The sequence below is a fragment of the Comamonas faecalis genome, assembly GCF_039538025.1.
Lineage (GTDB): Bacteria > Pseudomonadota > Gammaproteobacteria > Burkholderiales > Burkholderiaceae_C > Comamonas_C > Comamonas_C faecalis.
In genome coordinates, this window is sequence record NZ_BAABBP010000026.1 from 37,266 (window position 1) to 54,165 (window position 16,900).

A 16,900-nucleotide genomic window follows, 5' to 3' on the forward strand; every position below is an offset into this window, starting at 1 on the left:
GTACAGACTGTTTACAGACTGAAAACCCGAATTTTCAGGAATAACAATCAACACATCAAAAACTTGTTTCATTGATAAGTTGTTGATTTTAATGATTGTATCTACGCACACCAACATAGGTAAATACTATTTGGGCGGGATTGTGATTCCTGTTGTCGTGGGTTCGAGCCCCATCAGCCACCCCATATAAACAAACGCGCTAGCGCTACAAAAAGCCTAGCGCGTTTTGCTTTTTATTCCCATGGTGGGAATATTCGCAAAGGGCATCGCGCCTGACAGCCATATTCCGGTCGTACACACGGCCGTCGTCTCCTTGTTTTTATGCAGATCCGGCCTCCGGCTGCCTGCCAGGCTGGCGTACTCGGCCGCCATTCCGATGGTGCGGCGCTGTGGCGTCTGCAATTCAAGCCAAGCCAGGAACCGGTCAATAGCCTGCGGGGACACGGCCTTGGTGCGCGCCTCGCTACCGTGCGACTCGACCCGACGGTCGCATTGGTGCCGACGGAGCAGGGCTGCCACACCTTGAACATGGCGGCGCGCGGCCAATCGGTCTGCAGGCTCGATCCCGACACGACAATCGGCAGCGCCAGCGCCAGCGCCAGCGCCAGCGCCGTCGCCGTCGCCGTCGCCCGCAGCGCTTGACTTTGACATCATGGCAAGGTTTACGCTACGCCCATAAGTTTGAATCAAAGGAGTGACGGCCATGAACATGTCAGTAGCGGGCCATGCCCAGGCGGCTGCCGCGCCCGTCAGCCTGCCCATCGAGGGCATGACCTGCGCCAGCTGCGTGCGCCGGGTGGAAAAGGCGCTGGCCAAGGTCGAGGGCGTGGACAGCGTGGCGGTCAACCTGGCGACCGAGCGCGCGGACATTCGGCCGGCCGGCCGTGGTGTCGACCATGCGGCGCTGGTGCAGGCGGTGCGGGACGCGGGCTACGCGGTGCCGGCCGGCAGCGTTGAGCTGGCGGTCGACGGCATGACCTGCGCCAGCTGCGTGGGGCGGGTCGAGCGCGCGCTCAAGGCCGTCCCTGGCGTGACCGAGGCGGTGGTCAATCTGGCCAGCGAGCGCGCCAGCGTGCACGGCACTGCGGCGGCTGCCGATCTGCTGGCCGCGGTGGCCAAGGCGGGCTATCCGGCCAGCGTGGTCGACACGCGCGCGCAGGCGGCCGGCGTGGCTGCGGCCAAAAAAGACCAGGAACGCGAGCAACTCAGGCGCGACCTGCTGCTGGCGACGGCGCTGGCGCTGCCGGTTTTCGTGCTGGAGATGGGCTCGCACATGAGCCCTGGCATGCACGCCTGGGTGGATCGCATCATCGGGATGCAGACCAGCTGGTACGTCCAGTTCGTACTGACCGCGCTGGTACTGGCGATTCCGGGTCGGCGGTTTTACCTGCAGGGCTTTCCGCTGCTGGCGCGGCTGACGCCGGACATGAACTCGCTGGTCGCGGTCGGCACCGCGGCGGCGTTCGGCTATTCGGTCGTTGCCACGTTCGCGCCCGGCGTGCTGCCGGCGGGCACCGTGAACGTGTACTACGAGGCGGCGGCCGTCATCGTCGCGCTCATCCTGCTGGGCCGCTACCTGGAGGCACGCGCCAAGGGCCGCACCTCGCAGGCCATCGGCCGCCTGGTGGGGCTGCAGGCCAAGGTGGCGCATGTGCTGCGCGACGGCCAGGAGGTCGACGTTGCCGTGGACGCGGTGCAGCTGGGCGACCTGTTGCGCGTGCGCCCGGGCGAGCGCGTGCCGGTGGACGGCGAGGTGACCGAGGGGCGCAGCTTCGTGGACGAGTCGATGATCACCGGCGAGCCGGTGCCGGTCGAGAAGACGGTGGCTGCCGTCGTGGTCGGCGGCACGGTCAACCAGCAGGGCGCGCTGACGCTGCGCGCCACGGCCGTGGGCGCGCAGACCATGCTGGCGCAGATCATCCGCATGGTCGAGCAGGCGCAGGGCTCCAAGCTGCCGATCCAGGCGCTGGTCGACAAGGTGACGATGTGGTTCGTGCCGGCCGTGATGCTGGCGGCGCTGCTCACGTTCGCCACCTGGATGGTGTTCGGCCCGACGCCGGCGCTCACCTTTGCGCTGGTCAATGCGGTGGCCGTGCTCATCATCGCCTGCCCCTGCGCGATGGGGCTGGCTACGCCGACCTCGATCATGGTCGGCACCGGCCGCGGCGCCGAGCTGGGCGTGCTGTTTCGCAAGGGCGAGGCGCTGCAGCGGCTCAAGGATGCGAAGGTCGTCGCCGTCGACAAGACCGGCACGCTGACCGAGGGCCACCCCGCGTTGACCGACCTGGAGGTGGCCGAGGGCTTTGACCGCAACCAGGTGCTGGCGCTGGTGGCGGCGGTGGAGTCGCGCTCGGAGCACCCGATTGCGCGCGCCATTGCCACGGCGGCCACCGAGCGCGGCATTGCGCTGGCGCCGCTGGACGACTTCGAATCCGTCACCGGCATGGGTGTGCGCGCCAGCGTGCAGGGCGTGCGCGTGGAGGTAGGCGCCGACCGCTTCATGCGCGCGCTGGGGCTGGATGCCAGCACATTCGCGGCGACCGCGCAGCGCCTGGGAGAGCAGGGCAAGTCACCCCTGTATGCCGCCATCGACGGGCGGCTGGCGGCCGTCATCGCCGTGGCCGACCCGGTCAAGGAGAGCACGCCGGCGGCCATCGCCGCGCTGCACCAGCTTGGGCTGAAGGTGGCCATGGTCACGGGGGACAACGCGCACACCGCGCAGGCGATTGCCCGGCAACTGGGCATCGACGAGGTGGTGGCCGAGGTGCTGCCCGCCGGCAAGGTCGACGCGGTGCGCCGGCTGCGCGCGGAGCATGGAGCGATCGCCTTCGTCGGCGACGGCATCAACGACGCGCCGGCGCTGGCCGAGGCCGACGTCGGCCTGGCGATCGGCACCGGCACCGACGTGGCCGTCGAGTCGGCCGACGTGGTGCTGGTGGGCGGCAGCCTGGCGGGCGTGCCCAACGCGATCGCGCTGTCCAGGGCGACGATTGCCAACATCCACCAGAACCTGTTCTGGGCCTTTGGCTACAACACCGCGCTGATCCCGCTGGCCGCCGGCGTGCTGTACCCGGCCTATGGCCTGCTGCTGTCGCCCATCTTTGGCGCCGGCGCCATGGCCTTGTCCAGCGTCTTCGTGCTCAGCAACGCGCTGCGGCTGCGCCGCTTTGCGCCAGTGCTGGCGGGCGGGTAAGCCGCTTCAGGCGCCGGAGGCAGCCCCGGCGCTGTCCTGGCTTTGCGGCTGCAGCGCGGCCAGGCGGCTGTTCAAAAAGTCGTCGTAGCCTTTTTGCACCAGCTCGAAGGTTTTCTGAATGTCGGCGGAGATGGCGCTGCCCTCGCCCGTCACGCCCAGGCCGGCGAGGATGTCGGCCGCCTCGGCAAAGCCTTTTTCAAAGCCGCCGCGGATCAGGTCGACGAAGTTGCGCAGCACGGCCTCGGGGTCTTCGCCCTGGTGCTGGCGCGCGTAGGCGTCGAAAAACGCCGTCGACTGCGCCAGGATGCGCCCGGCCGTGCCCTCGGCGCTGTTGTCCTGGCCCATCGCCGCCTGCAAGGCGTTGGCGCCCAGCTCGGGCGCCAACCGCTCGTTGATCTGCTCAATGGCGCTTTTGTAGAGCAGCGCCAGCGAGTCGTTGCCCGCGCCGATCGACACCTGGAGCGAGGCCTGCAGGATTTGCCCGTTCAGTTCGGCGCGCTGGCCCTGGGCGCTGGCGGCGGCGGTTTTGCGCGCTTCGTCGAGCGCGGCAGCACCGGCCGGGCCGGAGGTCGGGGTGCTGGATGGGGCAGTGGAGGCAAGCGGCGCAACCATGGCGAACTCCTGTCGAAAGCGGGAAATACCGGGGAAATACCGCTGTTATCGGTCTTTAGAAAGCAAAGTTGAGACCGATGCGGCTTTTGTGCGCCCGCCGGCCTGTTTTATTCCTGCTCGGCCAGCAAGTCCTGCAGTGCCTTGACCTGCTGGCGCAGCCGCTCGTTCTCGGCTTCCAGCTCGGTCACGCGCTGCTGCAGCGTGGCGGCGTCGGGTGCCGAGGTGTCGTCGGCGGACTCGTGGGCCGCCTCGGCCTTGGGTTTTTTCTTCGCGTCGCGCACGCGCTTGGCGGCCTGTTTGAGCTCTTGCGCGCCGGCGCTGGCTGCGGCCTGCTGCTCGGCCAGCGGCAGCTGGGCGACGACGGCGGCGGCGTTGAGCGACAGTTCGCCGGACTTGACCGCGGTGACGACCTCGGGCGCGGCGCTCTGGTGAATGGTCTCGATCATCTTGACCTGCGCCGGCGTCAGGCGCGCCGCGCGCGCCAGCGCCTCGCGCGTATCGAGCGCCTGCTCGGGCACCTTGGGCATGCTGGCCAGCGCCTGGGCGACGGCCGGCTCTACTTCGCCCTCCCAGGGCGCCTCCTGCGGCGCCTCGGCGCGCGCGGCGTTCACCGCGGCGGCCGCGGCCGCGCGGCGGCTGGCGATGATCTCGCGCTTGCGCAGCGCCAGCACGCCGCGCTGGAACTCCGACACGCTGCGCCGGCCCAGGTGCTGGTCGATCATCCACAGGTGCACGTCCTCCATGTTCTGGAAGCGCTCGTTCTGCACCGTCCTGAACGGCAGGCCGTGCTTGGTGCACAGGCGATAGCGGTTGTGGCCATCGACCAGCACCTTGCCCCACAGCACCAGCGCGTCGCGGCAGCCCTCGGCCAGCAGGCTGCGCTCCAGCGCCTCGTCCTCGTCGGGGGTCAGCGGGTCGATATAGGCTTCGAGTTCGGGCAGGACGGTGATGTGGGGGGTGTCAGTGGTCATGGGGTCACGAAAAAAGCACAAGGCCCCGGAATAGGCCTTGTTCAAAAAACAGAGCTGCCAGCGCAGTGCTGGCAAGCGTTGGGGAGGTCTTTGGCTTGATTAGGCACGTCGTTCAGAGTGCTGCCTTCACTCCCTCCCCCTTCGGGGGAGGGTGGGGGCCAGCGACGCTCGCGCCTTGGTGCTGGCGTTGCCGGCCCCCATCCCAGCCTTCCCCCAGAGGGGGAAGGAGTCTGAGACATGTCACTCATCAGGGTATTGGGTCTACAACAGCCGCGCGATCAACGCGCCCTCGGCCGGCGCGGCCAGCGGGATGCGTACGCGCACCGGGCTGCCGCTGGCCACCTGCACTGGCTCGCCGTCCAGGTTCAGCATCTGCTCCAGCACGATCTCGCGGTTGCCGGCAGGGTGGATGATCTCCAGCCGGTCGCCCACGGCAAAGCGGTTCTTGGTCTCGACCTCGGCCCAGCCCTCGGCCCAACTGCGCACCTCGCCGACGAAGTGGCTGCGCTGCAGCACGCTGTGGCCGGTCTCGTAGTTCTGGTAGTCGTTGGCCGGGCGGCGCTCCAAGAGACCCCCGGTGTAGCCGCGGTTGGCCAGGCCTTCCAGCTCGGTAATCAAGTGCGGGTTGAACGGGCGGCCGGCCACGGCGTCGTCGATGGCGCGGCGGTAAACCTGGGCGGTGCGCGCCACGTAGTACTGGCTCTTGGTGCGGCCCTCGATCTTGAGCGAATCGACGCCGATCTTCACCAGGCGCTCGACGTGCTCGACGGCGCGCAAGTCCTTGCTGTTCATGATGTAGGTGCCGTGCTCGTCCTCCATGATGGGCATCATCGCGCCCGGGCGGCCGGCCTCCTCGATCAGGTAGACCTCGTCGGCCTTGGGGTGGCGCTGGATTTGAGTGCCGGCGAACTGGCTGTCGGCCTCCTCGCGCGCCTTGGTGAAGCTAAAACCCCCGCCCTCCATGCTGCGCGCCAGCGCCTCGCCGGTGTTCGGGTCCACGTCGGCGCCGTGCGTCTTGTACTCCCAGCGGCAGGAGTTGGTGCAGGTGCCCTGGTTGGGGTCGCGGTGGTTGAAATAGCCCGAGAGCAGGCAGCGGCCCGAGTAGGCGATGCACAGCGCGCCGTGCACGAAGACCTCGATCTCCATGTCCGGGCATTCCTGGCGGATTTTCTCGATCTCGTCGAGCGCCAGCTCGCGCGACAGGATGATGCGCGCCACGCCCATCTTCTGCCAGAACTTGACCGTCGCCCAGTTGGTGGTGTTGGCCTGCACCGAGAGGTGGATCTCGGTCTCGGGCCACTTTTCCTTGATCATCATGATGAGCCCCGGGTCGGCCATGATGAAGGCGTCGGGCTTGCAGGCTATCACCGGCTCGATGTCGCGCAGATAGGTGCGCACCTTGTCGTTGTGCGCGATCAGGTTGCTGGTGACGAAGAACTTCTTGCCGCGCGCGTGCGCCTCCTCGATGCCCTGGGCGATCTGCTCCAGGCGAAATTCGTTGTTGCGCGCGCGCAGCGAGTAGCGCGGCTGGCCGGCGTAGACGGCGTCGGCGCCGAAGTCGTAAGCGGCGCGCATCTTGGCCAGCGAGCCGGCGGGCAGCAGCAGTTCAGGGCTTTTCATCGGAGTCGTGCAAGAGAAGGGCAACCGCGCATTTTCGGCGATTCGCAAAAACACACGGCCAGCCGGGAAAGCCGCGGCTGGCCGTGCGGATTGCGCGGTGGCCAGAGCGTGTTTACGATTTTTTCATGATGCCCGCAATGCAGCAAAAAGCCGCAATCGAGGCGCGCGCCGCAGGCCATGCTGGTGGCCTGGACAAGGTGCGCAACGCTGAGTGCGGCTTTTTGCTGCATTGCCCGAAGGGTTGCCCCGCAAAAGCAGCGTCTGCGGCGCAAGCAAATACTCGCCGGGCCACCAGCCCGGCTGCGCTTTGCGTCTTGCAGCCACCGCCTTTGCGGGGCAACGGGCACTATGAAAAGATCGTAAACACGCTCTCAGAAGGTAATGACCTTGTCCGCCTCCAGCGTCCATTGCGCCAACTCGGGCAGCGTGCCGATCCCTACGCCGGCGATCAAAGGCAGATCTGCCAGGCCGCGCGCCAGCGCGCAGGTGCGGCACAGCTTGACGGGCACGCCCGCGGCGGCCAGTTGCTCGACCATGGTCTGCAGCGCGTTGCCCGCGCCGTCGCTCTGGTGGGGCAGGCCGCCCACGGTGGCGTCGGACATGAAGAACAGGCGCAGACGCGGCGCGTCGGCCTCGACCGCGTGCAGCGCCGTGGCCAGGCGCAGGGCCGACAGAAAGCGCTCGCTGCCGTGCGGCGCGGCGTGGACGATGAGGAGGATGTTTTGCATGAATGCGTCCTTGTGGGGTTTCATACGGTTTCGCATTCAAGCGCAGAACAAGGCGAACCAGCGCAGTTATACGTTTGAAGGCGAAACCGTTTCAGCGGCGGATCAGGTAGCGGATGGTTGGGCCATCCTGCTCGACCTGCAGCACCTCGTAGCCGTGGTTCTTGGCGTCGAGCGGGATGTTGTTGATCGACTGCGGGCAGTCCGAGACCACCTCCAGGATCTGGCCAGGCTGCAGCTGGGGCATGGCCTCCAGCGTGGCCACGGCCGGGTAGGGGCAGGGCTCGCCGACCATGTCCAGGCGAAAGTCGGGGGTGTATGCGGGGTTGCTGCTCATGGGAATATCTCCGGGAATGGGGTTGAGCGGGGGTGGTCAGGCCGCCTGTAGCGTCGCTGCCGCGCCGCGCGTCTTGCGCGTGAAAAAATGCCGCTCCCAGGCCAGCACCAGCAGCAGCGCAACCGCCAGCATCGCGTAGGTGACCAGCAGGCCGCCCTGCGGGCCCAGCGCCTGCAGCAGGTTGACCTTGTCGAAGTTCACTGCGATCACCGGCGCCAGGTCGTCCCAGGCCAGCGCCAGCAGCGTCGAGCCGATCACGTTGCCCAGGCCGACGATCCAGAAATGCACCTGGCCCTCGACGGCGCGGTACATCCAGCCCGTCTCGCAGCCGCCGGCCAGCACGATGCCAAAGCCGAACAGCAGCCCGCCGATGACCGCGTTGGGCCCGGCCCAGAACACCTTGGGCTCCATGCCCAGCTGCACATAGCTGAACACGCCGATGGTGCCCACCGCCATGCCGGCAATGATGGCCTTGGCCATCTGCGTGCGCCCGGTGATCCACAGGTCGCGGAACGCCGATGTGAAGCACACCTGGGCGCGCTCGATGATCAGCCCGAACGCCAGCCCGAACAGCGCGGCAAAACCGAGCTTGGGCATGTCGAAGGCCTTGGCCACGGCCCATGCTGCAAAGCCGAAGAACAGCACCATGCCGATGCGAAAACGCCGGCGCGCCTGCGCCGCGTGCTGGCTCAGCGGCTGCGCGCTCGACACCTTCTGCAGCTTCACGTGGATGCGGAAGATGGGCAGCAGGCTGACCTTGGCGCCCGCCAGCGAGCCGATGGCCGTGGCGATTGCGAAGAACCACGCGTGCAGCGAGAACTGCGGAATGCCGGTGAAGAAGGCCGCCAGGTTGCAGCCCATGGCCAGGCGTGCGCCAAAGCCGGCAATGATGCCGCCCACCAGCGCCTGGAACACGCGCTTGCGGTGCTGTGGCATGCGCAGCTTGACGTTGTTGGCCCACAGCGCGGCCGAGAAGCAGCCGACGAACATGCCGATGATCATCACGCCGTCGATACGCGTCAGCGGCGTGCCCTGCATGCCGATGATCTGGAAATAGCCCCAGTCCGACAGGTCGACGCCGAACCACTGCAGCACATGCCCGCCCCAGCGCGTGAACTCGCCGGTGACGGCCCAGAAGGTGCCGGTCAGGCCAAAGTAATAGGCGGAGAGCACGCCGGCCGCAATCACCGCGGGCACGGGCGACCAGAAGCGCACCAGGTACTGGTGCTTGAAGTCAAGCCAGTTCATCGTCAAGTCCTTGCCGCACGGGGGTGCGCGGCGTTTAAAGCCCAATGCCCTGCCAAGGCAGGGCGGGGGTGATTTGAAAACGCCCGTCCGAGTCGGTTGGCGCCGCTGTCGGCGGTGCCGTCCTCCCGCGAGGGGCGCGCTGATTATCGCGCTGGTGCGTGCGTTTCGCGCCGGCGTGGAGAGATGGTGCTCAATCCTTGGGCCTGAACCCGATGACCAGCGCCGGCGGCACGCGCCCGTCGACGTCGCGCGGCAGCGTCTCGGTCTTGTACAGCGCGCGCACCACGGCGTCGTCCCAGGCCTTGTTGCCGCTCGATTGCGTCAGGCGCACGCTGGTGATGGTGCCGTCGGGCGCGGCGCGCACCTCGACCTCGGCGCGCGGGTTGCCCGGGATCACGTCGGGATAGACGATGTTGGGCTTGACTTTGGCCGCCACCTTGCCGCCGTAGCTGCCCGACGGGCCGCTGGAGCGCTGCGCGTTGCCCGTGGCGTTCTCGCCTCCGGTGGCGCCGGCCAGGCCCTGGATGCGGCGCAGCTGCTCCTGGCGCAACTCCTCGGCGCGGCGCGCATCCGCCTCGGCCTTGCGCTTTTCCTCGGCCAGTTTCTTCTGCTTCTCTGCCTCGGCTTTTTTCTGCGCCTCGCGTTTTTCGCGCTCGGCCTTTTCCCGTTCCGCCTTTTCCTTCTCGGCTTTTTCCTTTTCGGCGCGGGCCTTCTCGGCTTTTTCACGCTCGGCTTTTTCCTTTTGCGCCTTCTCTTTCTCGGCCTTCTCGCGCTGCTCTTTCTCGCGCTGCAGCTGCTGCTCGCGCAGCTTCTTCTCCTGCTCCAGGCGTTCCTTTTGCTTTTGCAGCGCAATGTCGGCCTCGCGGTTGTCGGGCTCGGCCTGTGGCGGTGGTGGGGGAGGAGGGGCCTTGGCCGGCTCCGGCGGTGGCGGTTCAGGCTTGGGTTCGGGCGGAGGCTTGGGCGCGGGCGGCTGCACCGCGCGCGGCGCGGCCTGCTGGGGCACGGCAGACCACAGCTCGGCCTCGACGGCGGGCTGGTCGGCGCTGGTCTTCCAGCTCACGCCCCAGGTCAGCGCGGCAATCAGCACCAGGTGCGCCAGCGCAGCCAGCGCCACGGCGCGCGCGCGCCCGGGCGGGCGGGGCGGGGCAAACTGGTCGCGGTCGTCTTGGGCTTGAAGCGGCATGGGCGGTCTGGGCTGTGGCGTGCGGTCCGGCGCAGCCTGGGGTTTGTTCAGTTCGGTTCGGTTGTCAATTGGCGGCCTTGACCGCCAGCGCCACGCGGGCCACGCCCGCTTTTTGCAGCTCGGACATGGCCTGCATGACCTGGTCGTAGGAGACGTTCTTGTCGGCGCTGATCAGGATGGGCGTGTCCTCGGGCTGGTTCTTGAGCCAGCCGCTGGCGGTGGCGCCCAGTTGGCCGACGGCCACGGTGCGCTCGATGCCGTCAGCCTTGAAGACGACGCTGCCGCCCGGTTCGACGATGACGTCGGCGCGCACCTTGGGTACCTTGGCGCCCTTGCCGACCGAGGGCACGTTGACTGCGCTGGGCGTGAGCATGGGCGCGGTGACCATGAAGATGATGAGCAGCACCAGCATCACGTCGATGAAGGGCACCATGTTGATCTCGTTCATCGAGCGCCGGCGGCTGCCGCCGCGAGAGGCCATGACGGGCATGCGCTGCTCCTTCTCAATGCCCCGAGGGCGTGGCGCTGTGCGCGCCCAGGTTGCGCTGCAGGATGTTGGAGAACTCCTCGATGAAGGTCTCCTGGTGGATGGCCACGCGGTCGATGTCGCGCGCGAAGCGGTTGTAGGCAATCACCGCGGGAATGGCGGCAAACAGGCCGAGCGCGGTGGCCACCAGCGCCTCGGCAATGCCCGGGGCAACGGTGGCCAGCGTCACCTGCTCCATGCCGGCAAAGCCGGTGAAGGCGTGCATGATTCCCCACACGGTGCCGAACAGGCCGACGTAGGGGCTGACCGAGGCGACCGAGCCCAGGAAGGACAGGCTGGACTCGATCACGTCCATCTCGCGCTGAAAGCTCGCGCGCATCGCGCGGCGCGCGCCGTCGAGCAGCGTGGGTGCGTCCTGAATGCGCCGCTCGCGCAGCTTCTGGTACTCGCGCATGCCGCTGGCGAAGATGCGCTCCATCGGCCCGGCCACCTTGGCGTTCTGCGCGGCGCTGGCGTACAGGTCGTTCAGGCTGGTGCCGGACCAGAAGTCGCGCTCGAATGCGTCGTTGAGCGCATTCACGCGCTTGAGCGCCGCGAGCTTGCGAAAGATTGCCGCCCAGCTGGCCATCGAGACGGCGAACAGCAGCAGCATCACGAGTTGCACCACCCAGCTGGCGCCCAGCACCAGGTTCAGGATGGACAGGTCTTGGGAGTTCATTGGTGAGTCAGTTGTTGCAAGAGAGAGTCTGGAATGCGGGCCGGGCGCATGGTGGCGCCGTCGACCCAGCCCACGCGCACGCTGCCTTCGCACAGCAGCTCGTGGCCGGCCGCGCCGGTCATTTTGCGCAGCGCCTGCTGTTTGAAGCTAACGCTTGCGCGGCCACTTTCGTGGACAGCGGCGGTGATCAAAAGTTCATCGTCGAGCCGCGCCGGCGCCACGTAGCGCAGCTGCGCGTGGGTCACGACGAACATGCCGCCGGTGTGCTCGCGCAGCCGGTGCTGGTCGTGGCCCAGCGCGCGCAGCCATTCGGTGCGCGCGCGCTCGAAGAATTTCAGGTAGTTGGCGTAGAAGACGATGCCGCCGGCGTCGGTGTCCTCCCAGTACACGCGCACCGGCCATTCAAAGCTCATGGTCGGGCTCCGTGGCGGTGGGCCGCGATCGCGGCGAGGGCGCCGCTCCTACAGGGGTGGGCGCGGGGGTAGGAGGCCAGCCCTCTGGCCGATGGGGCATGCACAGACATCAGCCGATCAGCCGCTGCAGGCGGGCGACGGCTTCTTGCAGCTGGGCCATGGAGTTAGCCGTGGAGAAGCGCACGTGGCGCGCGGTGTCGGCGCTGCCGAAGTCGTGCCCGGGCGTGATCGCCAGGTGGGCGCGGTGCATCAGCTCGTAGGCAAAGTCCCAGCTGCCGTCCACACCCAGGCGCTCGGCGGCCGCGCTGCAGTCGGCCCAGGCGTAGAAGGCGCCGTCGGGCATGACCGGCACGCTCAATCCCAGGCGGTTCAGCTCGGGAATGAAGTAGTCGCGCCGCGCCTTGAACTCGGCGCGGCGGCGTTCGTACTCGGCAATGCTGCTGGGCGCAAAACAGGCCAGCGCCGCGTGCTGGGATATGGTCGACGCGCAGATGAACAGGTTTTGCGCCATGCGCTCGACCACCGGCACCATGGCGTCGGGCACCACCATCCAGCCCAGGCGCCAGCCGGTCATGTTGAAGTATTTGCTGAAGCTGTTGATGCTGATCACGTCCTCGCCCAGCGCCAGCGCCGTGTGGCCGAACTGCTCCTCGTACGACAGGCCCAGGTAGATCTCGTCGATGAGGGTCAGGCCGCCCCTGGCGCGCACCACGTCGACGATGCGGCGCAGTTCATCGGGCGCGATCGACGTGCCCGTGGGGTTGGAGGGCGACGCCAGCAAGACGCCGCGCGTCTTCGCGCCCCAGGCCGCCTGCACCTTGTCGGCGCTGAGCTGAAAGCGCTCCTCGGCCGTGGTCGGGATGAGCACCGCCGTGCCCTCGGCCGCGCTGACGAAGTGGCGGTTGCACGGGTAGCTGGGGTCGGGCATCAGGATCTCGTCGCCGCGGTCGATCAGCGCCAGGCAGGCCAGCTGCAGCGCCGCCGACGCGCCGGCCGTCACCACGATGCGCCGCGCCGGCACGTCGACGCCAAAGCGCTGCGCGTACCAGCCGCTGATCGCCTCGCGCAGCGCTTCGAGCCCCAGCGCGTTGGTGTACTGCGTCTGGCCTGCGCGCAGCGCGCGCTCGGCGGCTTCAAGCACCAGCGGCGGCGCGGTGAAGTCGGGCTCGCCGATGTTGAGAAAAATCATCGGGTCGCGCGTGGCGGCCACCGACCGCGCGAGTTCCTGGGCGGCCTTGGCCACCTCCATCACGTAAAAGGGCTCGATGCGCTGTGCGCGGCTGGAAAACTGCAGTGTCATGGCAATCGCGGGCAGCGGCCGGCGGCATGCACGTCCGCGGCCGCTGAAAGGTTCAGGAAATCACGGCGCGATGCGGCCGGCCGCGCGATCGGCGTCGACCTCGGGGCCGCGCAGCTGCGGCGCCAGCGCGCCCAGCACGCCGTTGACGTATTTGTGCCCGTCGGTGCCGCCAAACTCCTTGGCCAGCTCGATGCACTCGTTGATCACGACGCGCCAGGGCACGTCCGGGCAGTGCTGGAACTCGTACACGCCCATCCACATCACCGCATGCTCGATGGGCGAGATCTCGGCCAGCGGCCGATCCAGGCGCGGGGTGATCATCGCGTCCATCTGCGCGCCGGTCTCGATGCAGCCGTGCAGGAGCGCGTCGTAATGCACCGCGTCGGCCTTGTGAAAACCCGACAGGTCACGCGTGAACAGGTCGATGTCGCTGGCCGCATTGCCGCCCACCAGGTGCTGGTACAGCCCCTGCAGCGCAAATTCGCGCGCCCGCGTGCGCGGCGACTTGGCCGACGCCTTGCGCGCGCCGGTGCTGGTGCGCCCCGGCTGCGCCGCGTGGCCCGCTCCATGGGCAGCGCCTTGGTGTTCGCTCATTCCAGCGTCTCCAGCAGGCGCGCCATCTCGACGGCCACATAGGCCGCGTCGCGCCCCTTCTCGCTCTGGCGCGCCACGGCCTGCTCCAGGTCTTCGGTCGTCAAGATCGCGTTGGCCACCGGCAGGCGGTAGTCCAGCGCCACGCGCGACACGCCTGCGCCCGACTCGTTGGCCACCAGCTCGAAGTGGTAGGTCTCGCCACGGATGATGCAGCCCAGCGCGATCAGCGCGTCGTAGGCGTCGCGCTCGGCCAGCGCCTGCAGCGCGCTGGGCACCTCCAGCGCGCCAGGCACCAGCAGGTGGGTGATGTCCTCGTCGCGCACGCCCAGATCCTGCAGCGCGTCGCGGCAGGCCTGCGCCAGCGCGCCGGTGATGTTCTCGTTGAAGCGCGCCTGGACGATGCCGATGCGCAGGCCTTTGCCGTCAAGCGGGCCGGCCGAGCCCTTGTCTGCATGAAGCATCGATTCACTCCTTGGGGATGTAGCCCGTGATTTCCAGTCCGTAACCCACCATGCTGGGCAGGCGCCGCGGCTGGCCCAGCAGCTGCATGCGCGCCACGCCCAGCTCGCGCAGGATCTGCGCGCCAATGCCGTAGGTGCGCAAGTCCATGCGCCCGCGCTCGGGCGCCTGCGCCGCGCGCGCCGTGCCTTCGAACTGGGCCAGCAGCTGCGCGGCCGACTCGCCCGCGTTCAGCAGCACGGCCACGCCGCGGCCCTGCTCGCCGATGAAGCGCAGGCTCTCGTCCAGGCTCCACGAGTGCATCGAGCGGCCCACCTCCAGCAGATCGAGCACCGACAGCGGCTCATGCACGCGCACCGGCACGCTGTCGTCCGTGGACCACTGGCCGCACACCAGCGCCAGATGCACGCCATCGCTCGTCGTGTCGCTGAACGCATGCGCGGTGAACGGCCCCCAGGGCGTGCCCAGCGTGCGCGTGCCGACGCGGCGCACCAGCGACTCGGTGCGGCTGCGGTACTCGATCAGGTCGGCAATCGTGCCGATCTTCAGCCCGTGCTCTGCGGCAAACAGCTGCAGGTCGGGCAGGCGCGCCATCGTGCCGTCGTCCTTCATCACCTCGCAGATCACCGCCGTGGGGCTCAGGCCCGCCAGCGCGGCCAGGTCGCAGCCGGCCTCGGTGTGGCCGGCGCGCATCAGCACGCCGCCGTCGACGGCCTGCAGCGGAAAGATGTGGCCCGGCTGCACCAGGTCGCCCGCCTGGGCATTGGGGGCGACCGCCGCCTGCACGGTACGCGCGCGGTCGGCGGCGGAAATGCCGGTGGTCACGCCCTCGGCCGCCTCGATCGACACGGTGAACGCCGTGCCCATCTTGGTGCCGTTGCGCTCGACCATCGGCGGCAGGTGCAGGCGCTCGCAGCGCTCGCGCGTCAGCGTCAGGCAGATCAGCCCGCGGCCAAAGCGCGCCATGAAGTTGATCGCCTCGGGCGTCACGTGGTCGGCCGCGAGGATCAGGTCGCCCTCGTTCTCGCGGTCTTCCTCGTCGACCAGAATGACCATGCGCCCGGCGGCGATCTCGGCGACGATGTCCTTGACGGGCGAGATGGGAACGGGCTGGGTGGGGGTGTCCATGTGGGAAGTCTCGAAAGTTGGCGTGGCCTGGCGCTGGCCCCTGGCCCAGCGCCGCGCCATGGCGGTGGGCGGCTGCCGGCTCAAGGGGCGCTCGCATCAAAACCGGGCATTTTAGACGCTTGCCCACGCGCCAGCGGCCTGCGCCGGTCTTTGACGGGTAAGGGCCTCGTAGGAGCGGCGCCCTCGCCGCGACCAGTGCCGGCGAGACGCCGGCGCTCCCTGCCATCGGCCAGAGGGCTGGCCTCCTACAACCCGCTTCAAACCTCGCGCCCCGTAGGAGCAGCGCCCTCGCCGCGATCCCCGCCCGATCAGCGCTCAGGGGCTGGCGCCCCGTCAATCCCCGCCTGCACCAGCGCCTTCAACTGTGGGCGCGCAATCGGATGCCCCAGCGCCAGCCAGGTGAGGGCCTGCGCGTTTTGCTGCGCGACATCCTCCCCCCCCCCCCCCCCCGCACCAAGGCCGGCGCCGGCCTCGCCCGCCGCGCAGGCCGTCGCCAGCCAGTGCATGGCCTCGGCGTTGTCCTGCGCGGCCGCCTTGTGCAGCCAGTACAGCGCCGCGCCGGTTCGCCCGGCCACATACAGCAGCGCGCCCACGTCGGCCTGCGCGGCGGCGTCGCCGGCGTCGGCGGCCAGCAGCTGGCGCAAGTCCTCGGCATCGAGCCGCAGGTCCGACAGCGCCAGCACGGCCGGCAGCGCCAGCAGCACGCGGTTGTCGCCCTCGCGCGTGCTGGCAGCCAGCGCGCCGTCGCGCACGCGCCGCTGCAAGGTGCTGCGGCTCAGGCCGGTAAGGGTGACGGCGGCGTCCAGGCTGAGGTGGTTCATGGGAGGCGAGGTGGTGGGGGACGGGCCATTCTATTGATTCGGCCCTTTGAAGTAGCAATTTTTCGTCATTCCGGCGAAGGAACGTCACCCCGGGCTTGATCCGGGGCCGCAATCCATGACTTCCTCCCAAAAGCACTGGATCCCGGCCTTCGCCGGGATGACGAGTTCAAACATCACAAGGCCGGAGCAATATTGATTTGACCCCTCGATCTTCTGCCATGGGCAAACGCTGGGATGGCGAATGCTGGATTTGCCGCCAGCCCGCAGCCGCTGCTGACCAGGCGCAGCGGCTGCCCAGCCAGTGTGAAGCACCCGCGCGCCTGGTCACGTGCGGCGGTGACCCAGGAAAACAGTGGGTCAAACCACCCGGCAACACCTGCAATACGCAAGATACAACTTGGCACACCTCTTGCTTGTTACCTGTCGACTGGCCGGCTTTTCTCCTGCCAGCACTTTTCCATCTTCAGGAGGACTGAAATGAACAAGCAAATGATGCGCAAGGCCCAGCAGGGCTTTACCTTGATCGAACTGATGATCGTCGTGGCGATCATTGGTATTTTGGCGGCGGTGGCGATTCCGCAGTACCAAAATTATGTTATTCGCGCAAAAATTGGTAATGCACTGACGGCAGTGGATAGCCTGAAAACTGCTGTAGCCCTTTGCTCGCAGGAGAACGGTGGTGTTATGGATAGCTGTGACACCACTGCCGCTGGCGCCGAAACAACCATTCCTGAATTCACCCCGACAAAGGAAGTCGCTTCTGCTACCGTAGCTGACGGTGTTATTACTGCGACTCTTGCAGCAGACATTGGTGAAGGTGTCAGTGGCAAAGAAATCAAGTGGGAACCAACGACCAGCGAAACTAGCACAAATCTTGTATGGACTATTGATGCCTCTGATATAGACAATACAGCCATCAAGGCGATGGTGGAAAAAACCAATAAAACAGGAAGCTAATAATTAAATAGTCCGCCCTGAACAACTCACAAGCCGTTGATCTGACTGGTGATTCTTCGGATTGATGGGTACACGATTTGCAAGGTATGGTTTTGCCAGTACCTGTTTTCTTGCAAATTTCTCCGAGGATTTGA

19 protein-coding genes are annotated in these 16,900 nt (G+C 67.5%); 2 read left to right on the forward strand and 17 right to left on the reverse strand.

Going from position 1 to position 16,900, the window contains the following annotated elements:
- Nucleotides 1–216: 216 nt before the first annotated feature.
- Nucleotides 217–711: a hypothetical protein gene (locus ABD767_RS13255; RefSeq protein WP_344869783.1), complete on the reverse strand. Its 495-nt coding sequence runs from the start codon at nucleotides 709–711 to the stop codon at nucleotides 217–219.
- Between ABD767_RS13255 and ABD767_RS13260 the strand changes: the two genes are divergently transcribed.
- Entirely contained in the window at nucleotides 704–3,193 is a 2,490-nt protein-coding gene (locus ABD767_RS13260) for a heavy metal translocating P-type ATPase (protein ID WP_103046352.1), read from the forward strand. The genes ABD767_RS13255 and ABD767_RS13260 overlap by 8 nt on opposite strands.
- 6 nt (nucleotides 3,194–3,199) lie before the next feature.
- Here ABD767_RS13260 and ABD767_RS13265 read toward each other — a convergent pair whose 3' ends face one another.
- The 16 genes from ABD767_RS13265 to ABD767_RS13340 form a co-directional block, all read right to left on the reverse strand.
- Entirely contained in the window at nucleotides 3,200–3,805 is a 606-nt protein-coding gene (locus tag ABD767_RS13265; RefSeq protein WP_103046351.1) for a DUF5610 domain-containing protein, read from the reverse strand.
- A gap of 107 nt (nucleotides 3,806–3,912) precedes the next feature.
- Nucleotides 3,913–4,776: a ParB N-terminal domain-containing protein gene (locus tag ABD767_RS13270; RefSeq protein ID WP_103046350.1), complete on the reverse strand. Its 864-nt coding sequence runs from the start codon at nucleotides 4,774–4,776 to the stop codon at nucleotides 3,913–3,915.
- Between the two features lie 261 nt (nucleotides 4,777–5,037).
- Entirely contained in the window at nucleotides 5,038–6,396 is a 1,359-nt protein-coding gene (gene trhP, locus ABD767_RS13275) for a prephenate-dependent tRNA uridine(34) hydroxylase TrhP (protein WP_344869784.1), read from the reverse strand.
- Entirely contained in the window at nucleotides 6,393–6,626 is a 234-nt protein-coding gene (locus ABD767_RS13280; protein ID WP_344869785.1) for a hypothetical protein, read from the reverse strand. Before ABD767_RS13280 ends, trhP begins: the two co-directional genes overlap by 4 nt.
- 141 nt (nucleotides 6,627–6,767) lie before the next feature.
- Complete coding sequence (locus ABD767_RS13285) at nucleotides 6,768–7,124, reverse strand: DsrE family protein (protein WP_103046380.1); 357 nt, start codon at nucleotides 7,122–7,124, stop codon at nucleotides 6,768–6,770.
- A 91-nt stretch (nucleotides 7,125–7,215) separates the two neighbouring features.
- A complete protein-coding gene (yedF, locus tag ABD767_RS13290) occupies nucleotides 7,216–7,458 on the reverse strand; it encodes a sulfurtransferase-like selenium metabolism protein YedF (RefSeq protein WP_103046377.1) in 243 nt (80 codons plus the stop codon).
- 36 nt (nucleotides 7,459–7,494) lie between these two features.
- Complete coding sequence (yedE, locus tag ABD767_RS13295) at nucleotides 7,495–8,706, reverse strand: selenium metabolism membrane protein YedE/FdhT (protein ID WP_103046379.1); 1,212 nt, start codon at nucleotides 8,704–8,706, stop codon at nucleotides 7,495–7,497.
- A 190-nt stretch (nucleotides 8,707–8,896) separates the two neighbouring features.
- Nucleotides 8,897–9,889: a cell envelope integrity protein TolA gene (gene tolA, locus ABD767_RS13300; protein ID WP_103046376.1), complete on the reverse strand. Its 993-nt coding sequence runs from the start codon at nucleotides 9,887–9,889 to the stop codon at nucleotides 8,897–8,899.
- Between the two features lie 64 nt (nucleotides 9,890–9,953).
- Nucleotides 9,954–10,379 carry a biopolymer transporter ExbD gene (locus ABD767_RS13305; protein ID WP_103046375.1) on the reverse strand — a complete coding sequence of 142 codons (426 nt, stop codon included), beginning with the start codon at nucleotides 10,377–10,379 and terminating at the stop codon, nucleotides 9,954–9,956.
- 13 nt (nucleotides 10,380–10,392) lie between these two features.
- Entirely contained in the window at nucleotides 10,393–11,094 is a 702-nt protein-coding gene (gene tolQ / locus ABD767_RS13310) for a protein TolQ (protein WP_103046374.1), read from the reverse strand.
- The gene (gene ybgC, locus ABD767_RS13315) at nucleotides 11,091–11,507 is read right to left on the reverse strand and encodes a tol-pal system-associated acyl-CoA thioesterase (protein ID WP_103046373.1); all 417 of its coding nucleotides are present in this window, start codon (nucleotides 11,505–11,507) and stop codon (nucleotides 11,091–11,093) included. Before ybgC ends, tolQ begins: the two co-directional genes overlap by 4 nt.
- Nucleotides 11,508–11,616: 109 nt before the next feature.
- Nucleotides 11,617–12,801 carry a pyridoxal phosphate-dependent aminotransferase gene (locus ABD767_RS13320; protein ID WP_344869789.1) on the reverse strand — a complete coding sequence of 395 codons (1,185 nt, stop codon included), beginning with the start codon at nucleotides 12,799–12,801 and terminating at the stop codon, nucleotides 11,617–11,619.
- A 66-nt stretch (nucleotides 12,802–12,867) separates the two neighbouring features.
- Nucleotides 12,868–13,401: a transcription antitermination factor NusB gene (nusB, locus tag ABD767_RS13325; RefSeq protein WP_344869786.1), complete on the reverse strand. Its 534-nt coding sequence runs from the start codon at nucleotides 13,399–13,401 to the stop codon at nucleotides 12,868–12,870.
- Nucleotides 13,398–13,862 carry a 6,7-dimethyl-8-ribityllumazine synthase gene (gene ribH / locus ABD767_RS13330; protein WP_103046371.1) on the reverse strand — a complete coding sequence of 155 codons (465 nt, stop codon included), beginning with the start codon at nucleotides 13,860–13,862 and terminating at the stop codon, nucleotides 13,398–13,400. Before ribH ends, nusB begins: the two co-directional genes overlap by 4 nt.
- Nucleotides 13,863–13,866: 4 nt before the next feature.
- Complete coding sequence (gene ribBA, locus ABD767_RS13335; RefSeq protein ID WP_103046370.1) at nucleotides 13,867–14,988, reverse strand: bifunctional 3,4-dihydroxy-2-butanone-4-phosphate synthase/GTP cyclohydrolase II; 1,122 nt, start codon at nucleotides 14,986–14,988, stop codon at nucleotides 13,867–13,869.
- Nucleotides 14,989–15,296: 308 nt separating this feature from the next.
- Nucleotides 15,297–15,809, reverse strand: a complete 513-nt coding sequence (locus ABD767_RS13340) for a hypothetical protein (protein ID WP_344869787.1) — start codon at nucleotides 15,807–15,809, stop codon at nucleotides 15,297–15,299.
- 477 nt (nucleotides 15,810–16,286) lie between these two features.
- Here ABD767_RS13340 and ABD767_RS13345 point away from each other — a divergent pair, with 477 nt between their 5' ends.
- Nucleotides 16,287–16,766 carry a pilin gene (locus ABD767_RS13345; RefSeq protein WP_344869788.1) on the forward strand — a complete coding sequence of 160 codons (480 nt, stop codon included), beginning with the start codon at nucleotides 16,287–16,289 and terminating at the stop codon, nucleotides 16,764–16,766.
- Nucleotides 16,767–16,900 lie beyond the last annotated feature (134 nt).